This is a genomic window from Geobacter sp. AOG1 (assembly GCF_019972315.1).
Taxonomy (GTDB): Bacteria; Desulfobacterota; Desulfuromonadia; order Geobacterales; family Geobacteraceae; genus Geomobilimonas.
The window spans coordinates 1,808,536-1,827,442 of record NZ_BLIZ01000001.1 but is presented as its reverse complement, the minus strand read 5'-3'; the positions used below and the strand labels follow the sequence as shown (position 1 = coordinate 1,827,442).

Here is an 18,907-nt window from a genome sequence, read left to right as displayed (position 1 = left end):
GATTCAAAAAGCCTTTCCCCAGTTTTCCCCTGCGTCCTTGCACCTCTGCGTCTCTGCGTTAAGCCTTTCGCTGTAAATATAAGTTCTGCAACTGCAGCGCAAAATCCCGCCATCTGAACCGCTCAAGCAAGTAACGTCTCCCCGCTTCACCTAGAGTTCGCCTTTTCAGAGGATCTCCGAGCAGTTCAATCACCCGGTCGGCCATCTCCCGCCAGTCGTCCGGATCACAGAGGATGCCGGAGACCTCCGGCTTGATGTACTCCGCCAGCTGCCCCACCCGGTCGGCCACCACCGGCACGCCAGCGCGCAACAGCTCGGTCAGTTTGGCAGGACATTTGGACCGGTTGACCAAGGTGTCGGCAAAAGGGTAGATGGCCACATCACCCGCCGCCAGATAATTGGGGAGGTCGGCCGGCTCCACCCAACCCGCCATTACCAATGCCGGAGCAAACCCTCTCTGCTCACCCGCCTGGAGAAGAAGGGCTTCTTCGTTGTTCCGCCCCTTCCCCACCACCAGAAACCTGACCTCGGGAACCCTCTGGTAGATCTCGTCAAAAAGAAAGTGGAGTTTCTCCTGGGCAAACTCGAAAAACCGTGTATAGAGTAGCACCACCGGTGCATCGGGCGGAATTCCCAACTTCTCCCTGGCGGCAGCGCCATTACCCGGGGGTACAGCTTCTACGCAGTTGGGAAGATAGAGCGTTCGTTCCGGCGGCACCCCCATCTCCCGGATGAGATTTTCCAGCATCCGGCTCGCCACGGTTACCCCAGCGGCCCGCAGGGGGATCCACCGCTCCTGAAAACGGTAGAGCTGACGCTCGGGTAACGAGTACTTATGGAGGGTTTCCATCCCCCCGCGACCTTCCCAGTCGTCCGTATCCACGAACAGGGGGGGAAGCCGCACCCCTAGCTGCCGGAGAGCGAGAAGGAGCATCCCCGCGAGGCCGCCATACCCCTTCGGCTTGAAGAGGTGGACCAGATCGGGCTTTTCGGCCAAGGCAGCCCGGAACATCCGCCAGGCAAGGGCCGGAGCGGCAAGAGCCTTATTCTTCGGACCAATCGCGATATTTCGCACCATAACGCCCCTAACCACCTCGGTCTTCCCCGAGTCCTCCGTGTTGGTATAGGGAGGGGCGATGATCACCACTTGGTGGCCAAGCGTCTGCAACTCTGCAGCCAGCGGGATCATGCGGGCGATCACCGTCCCCTTGGGGCGGAGACCGAACGGTGCGAGGAAGACGATCTTCATCGGAACTCGCCTCTCTGCCGATCAAACCGGTTGCAATACGGGTCTAATGTCACACTACCCCCTGCATTTCAGAGAAAGAGAATGTAGCTCGAGAAAGATGATTTTCATAGCAACTTACTCTTCATATTTACCGAACTTCCCACGCCGGTAGTCCCTATAGCCGCGCCACATCATCCGCAGTTTCGCCAGCTTCTCTCCTTCGAACAGGATGATGCTGGCAATCTCCTTCGCCAGCCGCACCCGGTCGAACAGGCAGTGACCGGGAAAGTCCCGCCGGTAGAGGCGGTTCACGAGGAAGCGGTTGCGGGTCTTGTAGTAGCGGCGCAGGGGCGAATGGTTCGTGGCAATGAACGGCCCGTATTTATGGGTGTCGCCGACACTGTGCTGCAACAGTGCATCATTGGCCCGAAGTACCAGGAATCGCTGTTTGCGCAACCGGAGACAGTACTCGTTGTCCACGAAATCGATGAACAGGTCGTCCCGGAAGGGGCCGACTTCCCGGTAGGCATCAAGACTCAGCAGACAGCCGGAGGTCATGGGGGTCATAACATCCTGACACGCAACGCCGGAAGGAGGATTACCACTCGATTTTGTCATGTGGAAGGGGGAAATGATACCAACTCTGGCCGAATCCCGCTCGCCAAGACAGGTCAGCATCTTCTCCACCATATCCGGCGCCGCACTGCTGTCCTGATCCATGGTGAGAAGTATGTCATAGCCTTCTTCACCAGCCTTTTCGGCACCGATGTTCAGCGCACGGGCTATCCCCTCATTCTCCCGGTTGCGGGTGAGGACCACTTTCCCCAGCGCGGCAATTGCGGAAACGACGGCGGGAATGTCTCCCCCCGAATTGTCAACCACGAAGATGGCATCCACCTGCCCCGCCCAACTCCGGATATTGGCAACCACTTCCGGGGTGGGGTGATACAGAACCGTCACGGCAGCAATCCGCGGCGGAGTCAGCACAAACTACCTACTGACCTGGCGGTCTTCCGCAGGATAAAAATATTCTCTACCCCCCCCCGCAGCATCAACTCGATCTCAAATGAGTGCACTGTCCGCAGGAACAGAACCAGTTCGACCATCTCCTTCTGGCTCCAGACATGGAAATGGATGCTGTAATCCATTGCGATCAGCTTGTTGACCAGTTCGTCTCGTTCTTTGGGATGTTCCACCTTGCTGACCAACCGGACCCACTCTTCGAAATGCCCTTTTCTCGACCACTCCGGCCCCTCCCGGAAGTCTCGCAGCAGGTGGTCAAGGGGCGTAACCGGCCTGTCCACGTCAAAGGAATATCGTTTGTCGGGCAACGCGATATAGAGAACACCGTCAATCTTCAGTACCCGGAACATGTTGGCAATTGCCCGCAGGGGATTCTGGCTGTGCTCAACAAAATGATTGGCTATGACGAAATCCTGACTTTCGTCGGCAACCGTCGCCAGATGTTCTCCGTCGTCAACGATGTCCACATTGACCAGTTTTTCCTTGGCAAGTTCCGGATACTGCCTACGCAGATCGGCCACCGACATCCGGTCCAGATAACGGACCCGGGCCTTCTCGCCCACCTTCAAGGGATTGTGGAGCGCGCCAATCTCGATGCCGTTCCCTTTTAGGTAGGTCGCTGCCACTGCATCACGGTCAATGGTAAGCACAAATAAACCCATGAGCCGTTTCAGCTTTTGAACTCCGTTCCACGCTGTTTTCCTCAGTAGTTGCATCGTTTCATCCTATCCGATCATGGAGCGATCAACCGGCCAATAGCCGCTCGTAAGCTTCATGGGTCTGTCGTGCCGCCACATCCCATGAAAAATCATGCCGTATCCGACTGCTGATTGCTGTCATGTGCCGCTCCGTGGCAAGTTCGGCAAATATCCCCTGGCGTATGGATAGGTAATTCAGTGGGTCTACAGCGGTCGCAACCCCTTTAAAATAGCTTTCGAAGGGACAGTAACGCCCATCAGCCACAACAGCCCGGCAGCCGCACCCCAGCGCCTCCAGGCTCACCAATCCCGTGGTTTCTCCGAGGGAGGGGAGAACGTGAAGGGCGGCATTCCGGTAGAACAGGGGCAGATCCTCGTGGGGAACCTCGTCGATGAAATACACATTGCCCCGCCGTCGCCCAAGCTCCTCGACCGCGCGGAAATAGGCCGGGTTAACCCGTTGATTCCCGACAAAGAGGATCGGAAGGTGCCCGTCATCCATCAACGCCTTGACGGTGGAATACTGGTTCTTCCCCGGTTCGATCCGCCCAACCTGGAGAATGTAACCGGACGGCAAATGGTTCCCCCCGGCAAAGTCGGCAGCTGTAGCCGGCTTTGACTCGGTAAGTGTAACGGCATTCACGACCGGTCGTGTTTTGGCCAGCAGCTCACCGGGATCAAGCCCCGACAATCGGGCCAGCACATCCGCCTCCTCAACCGAATTGGGCAGCAGCAGATCGGCAGCGGAAAGGGTCTGCCGCAGATACTCCCGGTAATTGTGCGTGTGTATTGTCGGCATTCCCACGACACCAGCAAGAAGCTTGAGCAACCGGGAAGCAAAACCCATTCGCCGCTCCGACAGCCGGTATGCTGACAGGCGTTTTACCATAAAGGTATAGGATACGACAGCAGTGAAATCCCACAGCACAGGGGAAAGGGCAACTTTCACCCCGGCGGTACGGCATTTTGCCAGATAGGCTTTCGTATCCTCGATCTTCTGGATATTGAATATGTGGCAGAGATCGTACTTTCCTGCATTCAGTTTCTCCGGGCTGGTAACGACATCAACATTCGTTCCATAGCTGTTCTGGAGCAACTCCCGGGTCTGCAGGAGTTGGACCGTATCGCCACCCTTGACGGAGAGAAAATCGCTACGGGTGCAAAAAACGATGTTCATTGATTACGCTCTTTGAAGCAGTACTTGAAAATACGGTATTTTGCTATTGACCACCATTTACGTTTTTCTTCAAAGTAACAGATGAACTTGTTTCTCTCTCCGGACACCGTCTTCGCCCGATAATTTTCCTTAAACACAGCAAGATCAGTACTTGCGCCACCAACCCGCATCATTACCGTAATATTATCCAGGAATCCGGCAGCCAGACCTTCATGGGCACGCAAGAGTAATTCATAATCACCTGCCATTCGATAGGTAGGGTCAAAAATGCCGTATTTAGAAAAGTATTTTCGATTATGCAACGATCCCGGATGTGCAACTATCATATTCTTCCTGAAAAATTCCCATGACCATTTTTCTCCAACCACCTTGATAGGCTGCAGATCGGAACTCACCAACTCGATCCGTGAAGAAACAAAGTCAAGGTCTTCATTCTTGTGTAAAGCTATATACTCAACATAATCCTTTATTGCAGTCGGATAATAGAGATCATCACACCCAAGGAAAGCTATCCATTCACCATTCGCTACGGCGAGACCTTTATTCCATGCGTCATAAATCCCTGAATCAGGCTCGCTCACCCAATAGGCAATATGTTCAGAATGTGCCCGCAGAATATCAACAGTAGAGTCTTTGGAATCGCCATCAATAACAATCAATTCAATATCGGCATATGTCTGATTAGTAATACTATTAATAGCTTCCGCAATATATTTTTCGCCATTGAATACAGCTATTATGACTGTGACCAACGGTCCATTTTCACTATTGCATGAATTTAAATATGTATCATCTGTTGTTGGCATTGACCCTACTGGATACTATGTAAGGCCCCCCTTGGGCATACGCCGTATGCTAGACTTCGGCGAAACCCATTCTCCAAAGGAGGCCTTACAGATGAGATTTTACACAAAAACACTACTGCAAATCGACCTTTATACTGGAGTAGCATTTCGTATGAGACTATTCATGTCGTATTTGTTTAAGAAGTAAAGATGGTTTTAACTTCTCATTCTCTAACCGTTCACGGGAGGCGATGAATATCGCCCTCTGTAGGCTAGCCTTATGCTCGTCTGGATTCGTCCAGTCTAGTGGAAATTCCTCGTGGTTTGGTTGGGTCGTTGGCAGATAGACATATTCAAAAAGCTCTTGAAGTTCCTTGAATATCCATGCCCTTGTTGGCCGGCAGCCGGTACCGGAGTGAGCCTGAGTCGGATCAGTTTGCATTTCCGTTACAAGATTTATTGCTTCGTTGTCGCCAAATGAAACGCTTGTTTCGAGGAATAGCATTCTTCTAGTGCTCTGACTGAGAAACGTTAAAGCTTGTTTGGGCGCACTCAGGTGATAAAGAAGACCATAACAGTGAACTAAATCAAACGGAGAATCATTGATATCGGACGGATGTTCCATATCAAGAAACCGCACATCACAGGCCGGATAACGATTCTTTAGGATTTGAAGATTGTCCGTTCGTGCCTCTGTAATAGTTACTCTGCATCCCCTATCAATATAGTAATGTGAATGATCACCAATGCCAGCTCCAACTTCCAAAACGGACATTCCCGTTACAGGAATTCTCAAGCTCGCTAAGTGCTCCAACCTTCTTGCATTATGGCGCAGATAGTGATCTGAATGGAATGTACAAACTGGGTTATCCGAACGGACAATATCGAAACCCGTTTTTCTGATTATGTTCCTTGCCGTTGTCATGATCTTGCTTAACATTTCCATTTCCTCCAGTGTCTGTTGACCTAACGAAGCGTTGTGGGGGCGCACTGGAGAAGTGCAACGAAGTCCAGTGCCGCCCGTGTTCGACCTTTCCGCATAAATTGTTGACCATATATCAATGTATCTGGCGGATTTTGTTGTTGTACCAGTCTGAGATATAGAAACTGTTCCTTCAGTAGTAATGCCACGTGGATCATGGAATTGCGCCCCTTTTCCGGTGCCGCCGGCCGAAGATTCCTGACCCTGATGATTCCGAAATGAAGTCAGAACGGAGAAGCTGCTGACCCAATTCGTTCAAAAAAACGATTCAAAATCGTCAGGGCTTATTTTTGCCTTTGACGGACGGGGGTCTTATAAAGGTTATAACTAACAAACATCGTGACTAACTTCAGTTTTGCGGAGAAAAAACAATCTGTTGTCACCACATCCGCACAAATCGAAAAACCGGGTAATCACATGATTCAGCTTTGTACGTCTGATTAGCTTAACCAGTAAGTATTTTTTTGTGGTTTCAAATCTTGTCCCTGAAGAGGGGAGCCAAAAAGAAGATGGTTGTCCCATGTCGGGAAAAGAAAGTAGATGACACCATTGGAAATGGAGCCATTCTGATGACGTGATGGTCTTGCTCTGCTCTAACACCAGACCTGCCTTTTCTGCAGCAATTGCCATCGACCTGGTGGAGAAAAAATGTAGATGATACGGAGTATGCCAATTTATCCAGCGGCGGCCAAACAATCGTGCTCCCCAACCGTTTGCATTAGGAGTACTCAGAATAACCGTCCCATTGGTTTTCAATATCGCAGCAATGCTCTTCATGGTTTCCAGGGGATTAGTAACATGTTCAATAACATGGTCCATGGTCACATAATCAAAGAAGCCTGGTTCGTAAAGAGTTGAATCAAACAACCCTACATGCACCTTATATTGATATTTTTCGGCAACCCGTCGTATGTTCTCATCCGCTTCAACGCCATACACATCACATCCACGTGCCCGATGATACCCAAGAGTTTCGCCGAATCCACATCCAATATCCAGGACACGAACGTTTCTGGGGACCCATCGGAATGCAGCGCAGTATTCACCAACCAGCCAAGGCTTCAATCCGTGGACTTCGCCATGCGGATTGTAGTTGGCTAGATCATACGTTGAACGGGGGTAGAATTCCGTATACAGTTGCAGAAGAGCCTCATGGTCGAATTCTGCAAGTAATTGCTTGTGGCCACAAGCAAGACATCTTACCAAAGTGAAGTAACCAGGATACGCGTAGCGGTCATCAAACAATCCATCAATAAAATTTTCAATTGAATTGCCGCACACAGAACATAGTGTCATAAGCTATTATCCGGAACAAAAAAATAATTATACTGACTATCGTCGTGCTTAACAAAAGAGGTCAGATTTACCCCATCGTACACAAAAGCTTTATAACCTTTATCAATTAAATATTTCACGGTAGCTTCTGGATCTTCATTCGAATCAGTACCTTTATAAATTTCACAGAATATAACAGGATAGTATTTATCAATTATCAACTTCATTCCTTCAAGCACTTTTTGCTCAAATCCTTCCACATCTATTTTAACAAAATCAATATGTTTGAGAGCTAGTTTTGGCAACAAATCATCCAGACTCATGCAAAGCACGTTCATTTTACCACGGATTTCTTTCCTTCCAGTATCTTTTAAGCTGGAATACGCATTGTCTGAAGCCACAAAAAATTCAGCAAGTTGAGTTTTATCTGAAACCCCAATGTTAAGAGGCAAAATATTATTGATGCCTTGAATATTATTCAGCAACAAACTGAATGTGTCCTTGGATGGCTCAAATGAAATTACCAGACCTTCAGGAACAAGGCGCGAAAATGAAATGCTGTGCAACCCTATGTTGGCGCCAATATCCAAAACGACACTGTCATTTTTAATGAATCTATTACACAGTTCAATCTCATCTTTTTCAAATTCACCCCTGAAAAACAAAGCCTCACCTATATCAGTATTGGGATTATAGGCTATCTTGCGTCCTTCAAACTCGTCACTCACTCGTACAGCAAACGTTTCGTAAATCTTTAAGAGTTTTTTCCCCAACAACAAATTCAATGCTTTCCTCATTTTATGCTTAAGCATTATTGTTCTCCATTTGAATGCGTATTCAAGTTAAGCAGTATGCCAATATTTCCGACTGCGTCTCCATACAAAATAAACTGCTGGCAAAATAAAGAGCACCATTACAGAAAAAAACCCTATGACAACGCCAAGCACTCCATATTGCATTCCCAATAACCACGTTACTAATCCTTGAATAATTGAAGAAATAAGAATTGCCACCATCAGGGGTTCCTGTTTATGTGCTCTAAGGTAAACAGCAAACCCATTTATCACAACGAGTACGCACATTGACGCAAATAGAAGTGCTGCATAAGGTGTAGGAATAAATCTCTGACCAATACTAAAATTAGATTGAAGAAACCAGATTATACATGTTCCTATTACAGCACCTGTTACTGCTAGAGATGCAGCCTGTATCAATACTCTGAAAAATAGTTTATCAAGAGAAACCCAGTCACGAACAGCCACAAGTTTTCCAAATTCAGGATTTTTAGCGAGGAGCAAAGTCATGCAAATCCCTAACAAAGCATTAGCTGCGGATAGTGTCATCCCCATCTGCCCAGCGACAGCTGCACCATGGTAATGGAAGAGCACAGGGTTGAACAGCTGCATTATAAAATAAGCAGCTCCAGAAGAAATCGCCATCCTCCACTGCATCGGCCAGATTTCACCCCACCAGGAAATCCCCCGTGAGCTCTTCGGTAAACTTTCGGGATGAAATATCCCGCTAATTGCCAGTTTCAGCAATTCAGGCTTAGTTCTGATTAGGTACGACCATCCTATTAGGCTAATTCCAAAGCTCACCGCACTGACCGCATAAAGACCACCGTACATTCCTATCACAAACCACGACACCAGTGAACCGACAACGCCCCCTAACATTTCTCGATGATTTACCGATACAACATCGCCACTCCCCATGATGACGGCAAAAAACGGGGTGATTAACAGATTCGATGCCGTACCGATAACGGCAAGAATCCAAGGGATGCGCCATGAAAAATCATGTACAACCCCTTCATTCCCATAATTGAAAAAGTAGAGTCCTGCAGGGACAAGTCCGACTACCATCAGTAGCGAGGCCACCCCGAACCATTTAGTAGTCTTGTACAATAGTTCCACAAAGCGTTTGAGCGGTTCGGTGTCACCCTCAATTCTCCCGGACTCTCCCCATTTTAAATATACGAACTCATGGCTCGCAAATTGTGCAACAACGAAAAGGAGGCCCAATTCAAAAAAAACCTGCAAACCCAGCAGACTGCCAAAAGTGTAGTAAAATCCTTGCTGTTCCTTTGTGAAACGTGCCGCGATCAACAACATGGTAACCGGACCGGCAATAACTCCCCATATCCGCGTCAACATCCCATAAATGACCGCCCGGTTCATCCCGAGCATGTTCAATATTCCTCTTCCGACTTTATTGCCGTCAGACATCTCCATTATCTCCTGGTCGAGCATCTCCCGGTGCTGGGCGGTCACGCAAACAACGCTCCTGAAGCTTTCTGGATGACGTTCCAGCTCTTTTATCACGGGAGCCATCTTTATCGCCTCCGGTCGGGTACCGAAGATCGACATAACAGTCAACATCTACACCCTCCCTGACCGAGGGGCATCTATGCATCCAGGTGAATAGATTCTGTTCCGGTCTCCCCTTAAATCGAGCAGTTTGCCGAGAAACTCCTCTGCACGTTTAAGTGAGGTAATAACGATTATGTCGGTATCCGACACTGTACTCTGTGTAACGTCCATAATCGGCAAGCCGAAAAATTTCTCCCCCGCCGCAGCATCATCCAGAACCGCAACCAGTTCGATCCCCGCCTCCTGCATGGACAGATACGCAATTTCCGCAACCTCGTCCACCCCGCAGAACACCACCCTTGCCACACCTCCCGCCTTCAGAGATTGAAACAGATCGAGGTAATCCTGCCGAGCGACGGTATAGAGATTGGTGAAATAGCTAAGGTGCTGGTAGGCGAGCCGGCTTTTCTCGGCGATGCCCGTTGGGGTGAGGAGGTAGGCGTAGCGGTTGCGGGGAAAGTTCTTGACCCGCACGTACCCCTTGGCCACCAGGTTCTTCAGGTAGGAATTTACCAGCCCGACCGCAATGCCGGCCCGGCGGGAAAGCTCCCGCTGGGAGAGGGGCTCCTCGCCGGCAATCTCGGAGAGGAGAAGGAAGGAACGGTAGGAATCGACGGACTTGTCACTGTGATCGTTCATGAAATGAACAGTACCGGAAATGGCATAAAGAGGCAAGGGAAATGTTCATCTTGTGAACGCTTGTCCTCTTCCCCCCTCCTAACCTCCCCCCGCTGGGGGAGGAACTCTTAGTCCCCGGCAATTCTCAGCTCCAGCAGGGCACATACTTTCCCCTCCCCCAGCGGGGGAGGGTCAGGGAGGGGGAAGGGGGAAAGATGAATAGCATTCAGGAGCCCTACTCATTCAACGCATCATAAATTCTCTGCAAAACTCCCTCAGTAGTTGACAAAACCTCGTTGTTCCAGAAACGAATGACCCGAATGCCATGGTATGCCAATAACGCAGACCGTTCAGCATCACGGACCTTTATATCTGTATAGTTATGCTGTCCGCCATCCAACTCCACTGCTAGCCGTGCTTCATAACAATAAAAATCAAGAACAAATCGTTCGATCGGGTGCTGTCGGCGAAACCGAAAACCGCCGAGTTGCTTACGACGCAGACAATGCCATAGCAATTGTTCTGCGTCGGTCATGGTACGACGCAGAACACGGGCGGCTTCAAGCAGAGGAGTTGGAATGGGTTGCGGCAGGAAAAGTTTTTTCTCGTTGGTCAAGATATTCCCCCCTCCTAACCTCCCCCCGCTGGGGGGAGGAACTCTTTGTCCCAAGCAGGGCACTATTTCCCTCCCCCAGCGGGGGAGGGTCAGGGAGGGGGAAGAGGTATCATCTTTTGATACACCTCCACCAGCTGCCCCCCCCGCGCCTGCCAGGAATGCTCTTCCACCGCTTTCCGACGGCTGGCGGCGGCAAGAGCAGCGCGTCGGGCAGCATCCTCCGCAAGATTCTCCAGTTGAACGGACAGGTCAGTGGCATCGCCGTAGCGCGCATACACGCCGGCATCGCCGAGGATCTCCCGGTTGATAGGGGTATCGAATACCACCGTCGGAAGCCCGCAGGCCAGGTAGTTGAAGAGTTTGCCGTTGGCTTCGGCGAGGGATATTTTCGGGGATACCGCCAGGTCGCCGGCGCTGAGCCAGCGGGACGCCTCGCCGTAATCGATCCGGCCGGTGAATGTTATCCGGTCGGCAATCCCCATCTCCACGGCTTTTTGCCGGTAGGCGTCTTCGGGGAACCCCATGACAAGGAAATGGAGTGGACAATCCCGCATCTTGAGCAGGTGGATCGCCTCCAGGAGGAGGTCTGTTCCCTGGTAGGAGTTGAGAAGCCCCAGGTAGACAGTCAGTGGCCGGTCGTGGGGAATATTGAGTGTCTTTCGGGTCTCGTCCCGGGGGACAGGCCGGAATTCGTCGGTGTTCACCCCGTCCATGAGGCCCAGCACCTTTTCCGGCGGAATGCCCCAGTTGCCGCGCAGATCATCGGCAGCGGCTCCTGAACTGGTAATGATAAAGTCCGCCCGCCCGTTGATCAACCGCTCCAGCATGCTGAAGAGGCGATGGAGAAGGCTTCCTTTGCGAATGAATCCATGGTCCATGATTTCGGCAGTGAGGCTCCCCTGGCAATCGAATAGCAGAGGGATGCGGAGAAACATTTTCAGGAACAGGCCGATGAACGCCCCCTCGTGAAGGTGGGCATGGATGAGGTGAGGGCGATAGGTGCGTGCCGTCTTCAGCGCCCTGAAGAACAGAAGGATGTCCAGATAGGGTTTGTGCCAGGAAGGGCCGGCGGTGAGCTTTTTGTACCAGGGAATTGCCGGAATGCGGTCCGTGGGTATTCCCGGCATATCCCGGCCGATGTGATAGGTAACGATCCGGACCTCATGTCCTTGCGTGACCAGTACCCGTGCCTCTTCATAGATGCGCACATGGCATCCTCGGTCGGCGAAGAACGGAGTGGGCGCGAGCATGAGGATACGGAGTACGTTCGGGACTCGGGACTCGGGACTCGGGATCCGTACCTGCTCACCGGGATCCGGGACTCGGGATCCGGAACCCGAAAAACTTTGGTCGGAAGATCTCGGAAGTTTAACGGACACCTGTTGTTCCCTTGTTCCGGTAATGGCGGATGAGGCCGTTAAGCATTTGCTGAACAGCAGCTAAGCGTATGAGCACACCATCGATTTCTTCCAGATAACCAAGCTTTTTGGCGATAATGAACTGAGTCTCCAACTCAGCAGCCGACCCAAGCGCAACGTGGAGGAACTGGACAAACTCCTTGCTGGTATTGCGTGCTGCTCCCTCTGCGATGTTGGAAGGTATTGAAACCGCTGCCCGGCGCATCTGGCTCGTCAGGCCAAACAGTTCATCTTTAGGAAACATTCCGGAATGCCGATACGACTCGACAACCAAGTCGATACCCTTCTTCCAGACATCCAGCTCTTTATGATCTTTCATGCTTAACACCCATAGTGGCCGTGATCCGGGGTCCGGGGTCCGGGGTCCGGGGTCCGGGGTCCGAGTTCCGAGTTCCGAGGTCCGGGGTCCGGGGTCCGAGTTCCGAGTTCCGAGTTCCGAGTTCCGAGTTCCGAGTTCCGAGTTCCGAGTTCCGAGTTCCGAGTTCCGAGTTCCGAGTCCCGAGTTCCGAGTTCCGAGTCCCGAATCCCCGACCTTCGGCTTTTACCCGAGTCCCGGATCCCGAGTCCCGGATCCCGACTTCACATTGATTCGTTCCCGAACCGCATAAATAGGCTTCCCTTGCGCCTCATAATACGTGCGGGCGTTAAGTTCGCCGAGCAGGCCCAGGACGATAAACTGCACCCCCATGAAGAGAAGAAAAGCGGTGAGGATGAGCAGCGGATTCCTGTTCATGCTCATGTGCTCGAACAGCTTCATGTAGATGGTGAGGCCGCCACTGAGGAAACCGGCCATGAGCGTGTAGATCCCCCACTTGCCGAACAGCTGGATCGGCTTGGTGGAGTAGCTGAGGAGGAACTTGACGGTCATCAGGTCGAGAACGACCCGCATGGTCCGGGAGATGCCGTATTTGCTCGTGCCATGGAGCCGGGGGTGGTGGCGCACCGGCAGTTCCGCCACCTTCGCTCCCACCTGGGAGGCGAGGGCCGGCACGAAGCGATGCATCTCCCCATAGAGATTAATCCCTTCCAGCACTTCGCGCCGATACGCCTTGAGTGTGCAGCCATAGTCATGGAGGTGCACCCCCGTCAGCCGGGAGATTATCCCGTTGGCGATGATAGAGGGGAGCTTCCGGTTGATGAAGGTATCCTGGCGATCCTTGCGCCACCCCGACACCACGTCGTACCCCTCGTGGATCTTCGCCAGGAGGCGCGGAATGTCGGTCGGGTCGTTCTGCAGGTCGCCGTCCATCGGGACCACCACTGCTCCGCTGGAGGCATCGAAACCGGCCGCCATGGCGGCGGTTTGGCCGAAATTGCGGCGAAAGCGGATTACCTTAACCCGTTCGTCCCTTGCAGCCAGTTCCTTGAGCAGGGAGAACGAGCCGTCGGATGAACCGTCGTCCACCAGGATCAGTTCGTACTCCAGGCCAGTCGCTGCAAGGGCTTTCTCGATGCTGTCATGGAGGGCGAAGATATTCTCCTCCTCGTTATAAATGGGAACAACTATACTTAAATCCACGCGCGCCTCATTTCTTTTTTTCAGACAATAGCCGAACTTTTTCCCGCAGATAGGGGAGATAGTTTCTCACCTGGACCGTGGCGACGGGAAACTCCGCATCCCCGTAGGCCTGGAATATTTCGTAGTTCTTCAATGCAGCCTCCGGGTTCCCCAGCATATCCTCCACCCTCCCCAGCGTAAGGTACGCCTTGAGATTGAACCGGTTAAGCTCCAGAGCCTTTCGCAGATGATCCCTCGCCGAGACAAAATCACCCGTCAGGATGTAGCTGTCGGCTACACCCGACTGGACATAGCTGGAGTCCGGGTTTACCTGTACCGCATGGCGCCAGAGGATGTGTTCATTCAGCCAGAACCCGTTCTGCCGCACCGTCAGAAGGGCAAAGATCAGGAGCAGGGAGCAGAAACCGGTGACCATGGCTTTGGCGGGCCATCGCCCGAGCAGCCATGCTCCCAGGAGAGCCATTCCCGGCAGACAGGTGTACATGTAACGATCGGCCATCATGTACGATATGGGAACGATATTGGCGACCGGCAGGTACATGAGAAGAAACCAGCCGCCGGAAAAGGTCAACAGCGGATTACGGGTGACGTTCCGCAGGAGAAAATAGACGAGGAGCACGAGCAGTGCTGCCCCCGCCAGCGCTCCGGGCTGGAGCGTATCGCTGGAGAACCGGATCGCATACTCGGGTGCCAGCTTGAACGGCATCAGTATCTTGCCCACATAGAGCACAACGACCTTGAGCGCACCCATGTAATAGGGGAAATGGTCGAGGGAGTCGGTGAAACCGTTCTTGGTGTAAGGAGCCATCAACTGGGCGGTGGAAAACATCCCTCGGTAATGGTAGATGGCGGTGCCGACCAGCACCATTACGGAACCCGCCAGCAGCAACGGCCTACGCAGCAGAAACCGCCGCTCCGCCGGAACGAAAAGATATTCGTAGAGCACTAAAACCAACGGCAGAAACGCGGTGGATTCGTTGGAAAGAAGCGCCCCGACACAGGCCACTGCGGTCAGGACAACGAACAGAACCCGGCTTCGGCCGCCGGATGCCATCCCTTTCATATACCAGAGAACGGCAGTGAGGCTGAAAAAGAGTGCCAGCAGTTCCTTTCGGTGTCCAACATTCGCCACCGACTCGACCTGCAGCGGGTGCAGCAGGAAAAGCAGGACACCGAGAAAGGCGGGCAATGGCCCGACACCGAGGTTAAGGAAAACCGCCAGCAGAAGGCAGCCGTTCAGGCCGTGCCAGAAGAGCTGCTGGGCGTGATAACCTGTCGGGTTCGTTCCGAACAGCTTGTAATCGACCATGTAGGAGAATTCGCGCATAGGTCGTCCGGGATACTGGTTCCGGGCAAACTCCGCCAGTGAATGGGTATCGGGGTTGTCCACCACCACATACCGGTCGTCGTAGGTCCAGTCGTTGCGGAAGGTGTTTCCATAGACGAGCAGGGTGACGCCGAACAGCGCGATGAAGAGATATATCCGTGGTATGTCTGTAAATTTCTGCATTGCTAATCCTAGACCATAAAAAAAGCCCATTAACGCAGAGTCGCAGAGCCGCAAAGAAACCAAACCTTACACTGCTCCATTTCAACTGCGATCTGTTGGGAATTCCTTAACCCACCGCAAGGTAACGACCGGTTCTCCTGCCCTGGTTTTTTTGAACGGCCAGCCGATGAATCCTCGCCAGAGCCCCGCCCCGTAGGCAAGGTGAATGGTCGGGAAGATGGCCATGAGCAGGGGAAACACTTTTGCCTCCCGGGCCCGTAACGCCCCCTGGAAGGCGGCCAGCGCCACAGCACCTGCATAGCACAAAAGCGGCAGATAGTAAACCGGCTTGGTTACGAACGGAGCAGTTGCCAGATAGAGAAGCATGAGTGCCGGAAGGAACGTGACCGGGTGGAAACTCCGGCTGATGAGCGTCTGCTCTGCACGCCCCCGGCCATAATTGAGGAACTGCCGCATGAAAGCCCGGAATGTCGGCCGCTGACTCCGGTAGACCGCCAGGTCGGGATCATGAATGAGAACGCTCCCCCCCCTCCGCACCCGGTCCATGAGCTCGTTTTCCTCATTGGGATAGAGCCGTTCGTCCAGCCCTCCCAATTCGAGAAACAGGTCGCGACGGAAGCTAAGGTTGCAGAGGATCAGTTCATGGTCGCCGGTGGCTCGTGCCATGCCGGTCCTGCGATACCGGTTCCGCATCCCGCCCCCACCCATCGGGGCAGCAAGCGCAATCCCGATGCTCCGCTGCAAGAGCGAATCGCTGGCAGGAGTCAGGGATGGTCCCCCCACCGCCGCCACCGCAGAGTTGGCATAATGGCGTACCGTTCGGTGGAGAAAATCGGGAACGGTGAGGGAATCGTCATCGAGAAAATAGAGGATGTCGCCGCGCGCCTCCCGGGCGGCCCGGTTCCGTTGTACGCTCGGCTGCGCTCCTTCGGCGACGATGATCTCCAGCAGGTCGGGAGGAAAATCAAGCCGGGACAGCCCCTCAAGTGCAGTTACCGTCCCGCCGGGCTTTACCGGTATGATGATGGAAACCTTGTTGGTCATCTCGGTAGTCAACTTTCCGCTCCGTACAAAAAGAAAAACCGGGCAGACCCGGTGTGTGTAATGGTGGTTGTCAGCCGTTTCAAACGGCCGTTCTCCTGTGATTATAGCTAGAAAAATTTCTTCAGGTTAGCGGAAAACCGCTTTTCCACCCGCTTGAAGTTGAGGTTCCCGTCCTGGTTGCCATAGGTATAATCGAGGCTGACCTGGAGCATGCTGTACGTAATGCCCGTTGAGGCAGAGTAGACAAACGCCTTGAACCCTCCCGGGTCGGTCAGCGTATACCGCGCATTACCCGCCAGGAAGAAATTTCGCAGCGGATAGTATCTGGCACCCAGCAAAATACTCTTGCTGGTAACGGCAGCGCTACCGAAGTCGGTGCTGTTTTCGTTGTAGTTGATTTCCTCGTTCAACTCCAGGAGTCGCCGGCTGACACCGTTGGTCCGGTAGAGGTAATAGTTGAATTTCTGGACCAGGTTGACAAAGGTGGTTGTCTGGTCGGACCTTTTTTCCCGCGTATAATGGTAATTGAGCGACGCATCAATGAACCGGTTCGGCTGGTAGGTGACGAGGCCGCTGCTTTCCAGCCAGTCGTTGCTGGCGCTTCCGGTATTTTCCCGGGAATAGCTGCTGCTGACTCTCATGGAAAAAGCGGAAATACCGTAGGAAATCGTGTTGGTCACCCTGGTGATGTAATCCACGGGCTGGCCTGAGGCGGTCAGGACATCCTCTGTCAGCGAGAGGGAAACCTGCAGACGCGCTGCGGGGGACCAGCTCCCCTTCAGGGTGGTGACGGAGCGGACGTAATCGTTGATGGTCGTGCCGTTGGTGCGCCAGAACTTGCTCGTCGTGCTGTCGCCGAATCCGCTGTTGACCACCACGGCGGAACCGCCGGAATTGCCGGGGTTGGTGCCGGAACCGACCTGGAAGAGCTGGCCGGCTTCGAAGAAGAAGATGTTTGATGGCCTATAGCTTGCGCGCCCCTCGATTTCCTGGTTCGTATAGGTGCCCGTGGTCCGCCCGCTCTGGTTGGAATCGAAGTACTTCCCGGAATACCGGCCATAGAGCCCGTATACGGAGGAAAACCGCCGGGTACTGGTGGTCTCGACGGAACCTTCGACGGCAAGGGTATTCCCCGTGATGGAATCGTAGCGTTCCACGGACAGGGTGGGGGTCAGGGTGAAGGACGAACGCTTGAAGGTATTGACCTGTAGCGAAGCGAGCAGGTCGGAGTCTCTCTCCAGGGGATTAGTGACGTTCGCCTGCTTTTTCTCGTGGTCGTAGAACCTGAACCGCCAGTCGGTCTCCGGGCTCAGGTCGCCATTGGCATACAGCGGCAGGTTCGCTTCATGGATCAGGTTCTGGTCCTCGATGCTCCGCCGGAACGTGCTGTAGGTACGTGCTTCCCAGTTCTGGCGCTTGGCTATGCCAAACAGATTGAGGTCGTAGCTTTCCACAGAATTGACGGTGTTTTTCGCGTCCCTCTTGGTGAAGGTCCCGTCGGCGGAGAGGTTAATCCAGTTGGTGAAGCTGATCCAGCGGCGCCCCATGTTCTGGTCGACGGTCCCTATCTGGAATGCCTTCTCGGTCCAGTCGTTGAAGGGATTGAGGTAGTCGCTGAACTTGCTGGTGCGGTAATGGAACCAGTTGTCCTTCTTGTTGAGGCTCACGAACGCCAGACGGCTCAGACGGGTATCGACGGGGGACAGGCTTTTGGGATCGTGATTGATCTCGTCCCGGTAATCCACCAGCAGCATGGGGAAATACCGGAAAATCTCGTTATAGCCGTTGGTCAGGCCGTTACGCACCCCCAGGAGCAGGGTGGCGCCGCTTTCGATGCGGGTGCCGTCGATGATGTCGGTGGTGAGGTTGGGGGTGACGAGATCGTCGGCGAAAACGGCACGGTTGCCAACCATCACCGTGTCCCGGTTGAACTGGATTCGGTTCAGGTCGCGGCTGAACGCCTTGAACTGGAACGGCAGTTCTTTCGGGTCGATGAAAATCTCCCCTTCGTAGAGGACGTGGCCGCGGTTCGCTGAGAGGGAGACGTCGGTGGCGGGATTCGGGGTTTTCATCTTGGTGTTGAACGCCGCCCATTCGTAGCCGAGGGAGATATTGTACCCACCCACGCGGCCGCCGGCGAGGAGGTTCGACGTGGAATAGAGGAGGGAGTAGCGCTGCTGGAAGGAACGGGCGTCGTTTTCGGTAACGCCGTTGGTTTTCGAATCGTACTTCACGTACCCCAACTCAGCTTCTCCGGAGAGCTTGGCATGGGCGGAAAGGGGCGACAACTGCAGGAAGATCGCACAGAGCAGTGTAGTCAGAAGCCGTAAGTATATGTCGTGCCTTATCCGCATCAGGGAGCCATTAACCTGTCGTGAAACATTCGCAATATCTTCGCCGACTTGTACGGTGATTTGGTAAATCTTGTTCGACCCCTTTTGTGTGCAAATACCATACCTTCCGCGTCAATTAATTGCCACATTCCAATACACCATAACCTGCTGATTCACAAGGCATTTTTGACCACCCGGGCGGGGCGGGTGCACCTCTCTCCGAAAGCCCGCGATATGACACGATATTGCAGGTGAAATGACGCGGCGCCTGGTGCCACGCACCCTTTGCACAAAAAAAGGGGGATGGTT

Annotated in this window: 16 protein-coding genes and 1 pseudogene; 1 reads left to right on the top strand and 16 read right to left on the bottom strand. The window is 53.1% G+C overall.

Translation table 11 applies throughout. From position 1 onward, the window contains the following. Positions 1–58 precede the first annotated feature (58 nt). The 14 genes and pseudogenes from LDN04_RS08390 to LDN04_RS08325 form a co-directional block, all read right to left on the bottom strand. The gene (locus tag LDN04_RS08390; RefSeq protein ID WP_223908828.1) at positions 59–1,249 is read right to left on the bottom strand and encodes a glycosyltransferase family 4 protein; all 1,191 of its coding nucleotides are present in this window, start codon (positions 1,247–1,249) and stop codon (positions 59–61) included. A gap of 114 nt (positions 1,250–1,363) precedes the next feature. Then, complete coding sequence (locus LDN04_RS08385) at positions 1,364–2,188, bottom strand: glycosyltransferase family 2 protein (protein WP_223908826.1); 825 nt, start codon at positions 2,186–2,188, stop codon at positions 1,364–1,366. Between the two features lie 20 nt (positions 2,189–2,208). Further along, entirely contained in the window at positions 2,209–2,913 is a 705-nt protein-coding gene (locus LDN04_RS08380; protein ID WP_223908824.1) for a methyltransferase domain-containing protein, read from the bottom strand. A gap of 82 nt (positions 2,914–2,995) precedes the next feature. Further along, on the bottom strand, positions 2,996–4,126 hold the full coding sequence (locus LDN04_RS08375; RefSeq protein ID WP_223908822.1) for a glycosyltransferase: 1,131 nt from the start codon (positions 4,124–4,126) through the stop codon (positions 2,996–2,998). Then, the gene (locus LDN04_RS08370; RefSeq protein WP_223908820.1) at positions 4,123–4,932 is read right to left on the bottom strand and encodes a glycosyltransferase family 2 protein; all 810 of its coding nucleotides are present in this window, start codon (positions 4,930–4,932) and stop codon (positions 4,123–4,125) included. Before LDN04_RS08370 ends, LDN04_RS08375 begins: the two co-directional genes overlap by 4 nt. A gap of 157 nt (positions 4,933–5,089) precedes the next feature. Further along, the gene (locus tag LDN04_RS08365) at positions 5,090–5,851 is read right to left on the bottom strand and encodes a bifunctional 2-polyprenyl-6-hydroxyphenol methylase/3-demethylubiquinol 3-O-methyltransferase UbiG (protein ID WP_223908818.1); all 762 of its coding nucleotides are present in this window, start codon (positions 5,849–5,851) and stop codon (positions 5,090–5,092) included. A gap of 369 nt (positions 5,852–6,220) precedes the next feature. Continuing rightward, complete coding sequence (locus LDN04_RS08360; protein ID WP_223908816.1) at positions 6,221–7,189, bottom strand: class I SAM-dependent methyltransferase; 969 nt, start codon at positions 7,187–7,189, stop codon at positions 6,221–6,223. Beyond that, positions 7,186–7,980 carry an FkbM family methyltransferase gene (locus LDN04_RS08355; protein WP_223908813.1) on the bottom strand — a complete coding sequence of 265 codons (795 nt, stop codon included), beginning with the start codon at positions 7,978–7,980 and terminating at the stop codon, positions 7,186–7,188. Before LDN04_RS08355 ends, LDN04_RS08360 begins: the two co-directional genes overlap by 4 nt. Positions 7,981–9,408: 1,428 nt before the next feature. Next, positions 9,409–9,549, bottom strand: a pseudogene (locus LDN04_RS08350) (UDP-N-acetylglucosamine 2-epimerase (non-hydrolyzing)); the annotation flags it as partial. Next, positions 9,550–10,179 carry a winged helix-turn-helix transcriptional regulator gene (locus LDN04_RS08345; protein ID WP_223908811.1) on the bottom strand — a complete coding sequence of 210 codons (630 nt, stop codon included), beginning with the start codon at positions 10,177–10,179 and terminating at the stop codon, positions 9,550–9,552. A 214-nt stretch (positions 10,180–10,393) separates the two neighbouring features. Next, positions 10,394–10,774, bottom strand: a complete 381-nt coding sequence (locus tag LDN04_RS08340) for an endonuclease domain-containing protein (protein ID WP_223908809.1) — start codon at positions 10,772–10,774, stop codon at positions 10,394–10,396. 89 nt (positions 10,775–10,863) lie between these two features. Continuing rightward, positions 10,864–12,024 (bottom strand): glycosyltransferase, encoded by a 1,161-nt coding sequence (locus tag LDN04_RS08335; protein WP_223908807.1) that lies wholly within the window; start codon positions 12,022–12,024, stop codon positions 10,864–10,866. A gap of 118 nt (positions 12,025–12,142) precedes the next feature. After that, the gene (locus tag LDN04_RS08330; protein WP_223908806.1) at positions 12,143–12,511 is read right to left on the bottom strand and encodes a four helix bundle protein; all 369 of its coding nucleotides are present in this window, start codon (positions 12,509–12,511) and stop codon (positions 12,143–12,145) included. A 222-nt stretch (positions 12,512–12,733) separates the two neighbouring features. Continuing rightward, positions 12,734–13,711, bottom strand: a complete 978-nt coding sequence (locus tag LDN04_RS08325) for a glycosyltransferase family 2 protein (RefSeq protein WP_223908804.1) — start codon at positions 13,709–13,711, stop codon at positions 12,734–12,736. Positions 13,712–15,036: 1,325 nt separating this feature from the next. Between LDN04_RS08325 and LDN04_RS16980 the strand changes: the two genes are divergently transcribed. Then, on the top strand, positions 15,037–15,123 hold the full coding sequence (locus LDN04_RS16980; protein ID WP_374045166.1) for a hypothetical protein: 87 nt from the start codon (positions 15,037–15,039) through the stop codon (positions 15,121–15,123). Positions 15,124–15,302: 179 nt separating this feature from the next. Here LDN04_RS16980 and LDN04_RS08315 read toward each other — a convergent pair whose 3' ends face one another. Further along, positions 15,303–16,265 (bottom strand): glycosyltransferase family 2 protein, encoded by a 963-nt coding sequence (locus LDN04_RS08315; protein ID WP_223908799.1) that lies wholly within the window; start codon positions 16,263–16,265, stop codon positions 15,303–15,305. A gap of 107 nt (positions 16,266–16,372) precedes the next feature. Further along, positions 16,373–18,619, bottom strand: a complete 2,247-nt coding sequence (locus LDN04_RS08310; RefSeq protein ID WP_223908797.1) for a hypothetical protein — start codon at positions 18,617–18,619, stop codon at positions 16,373–16,375. Between the last annotated feature and the right edge of the window lie 288 nt (positions 18,620–18,907).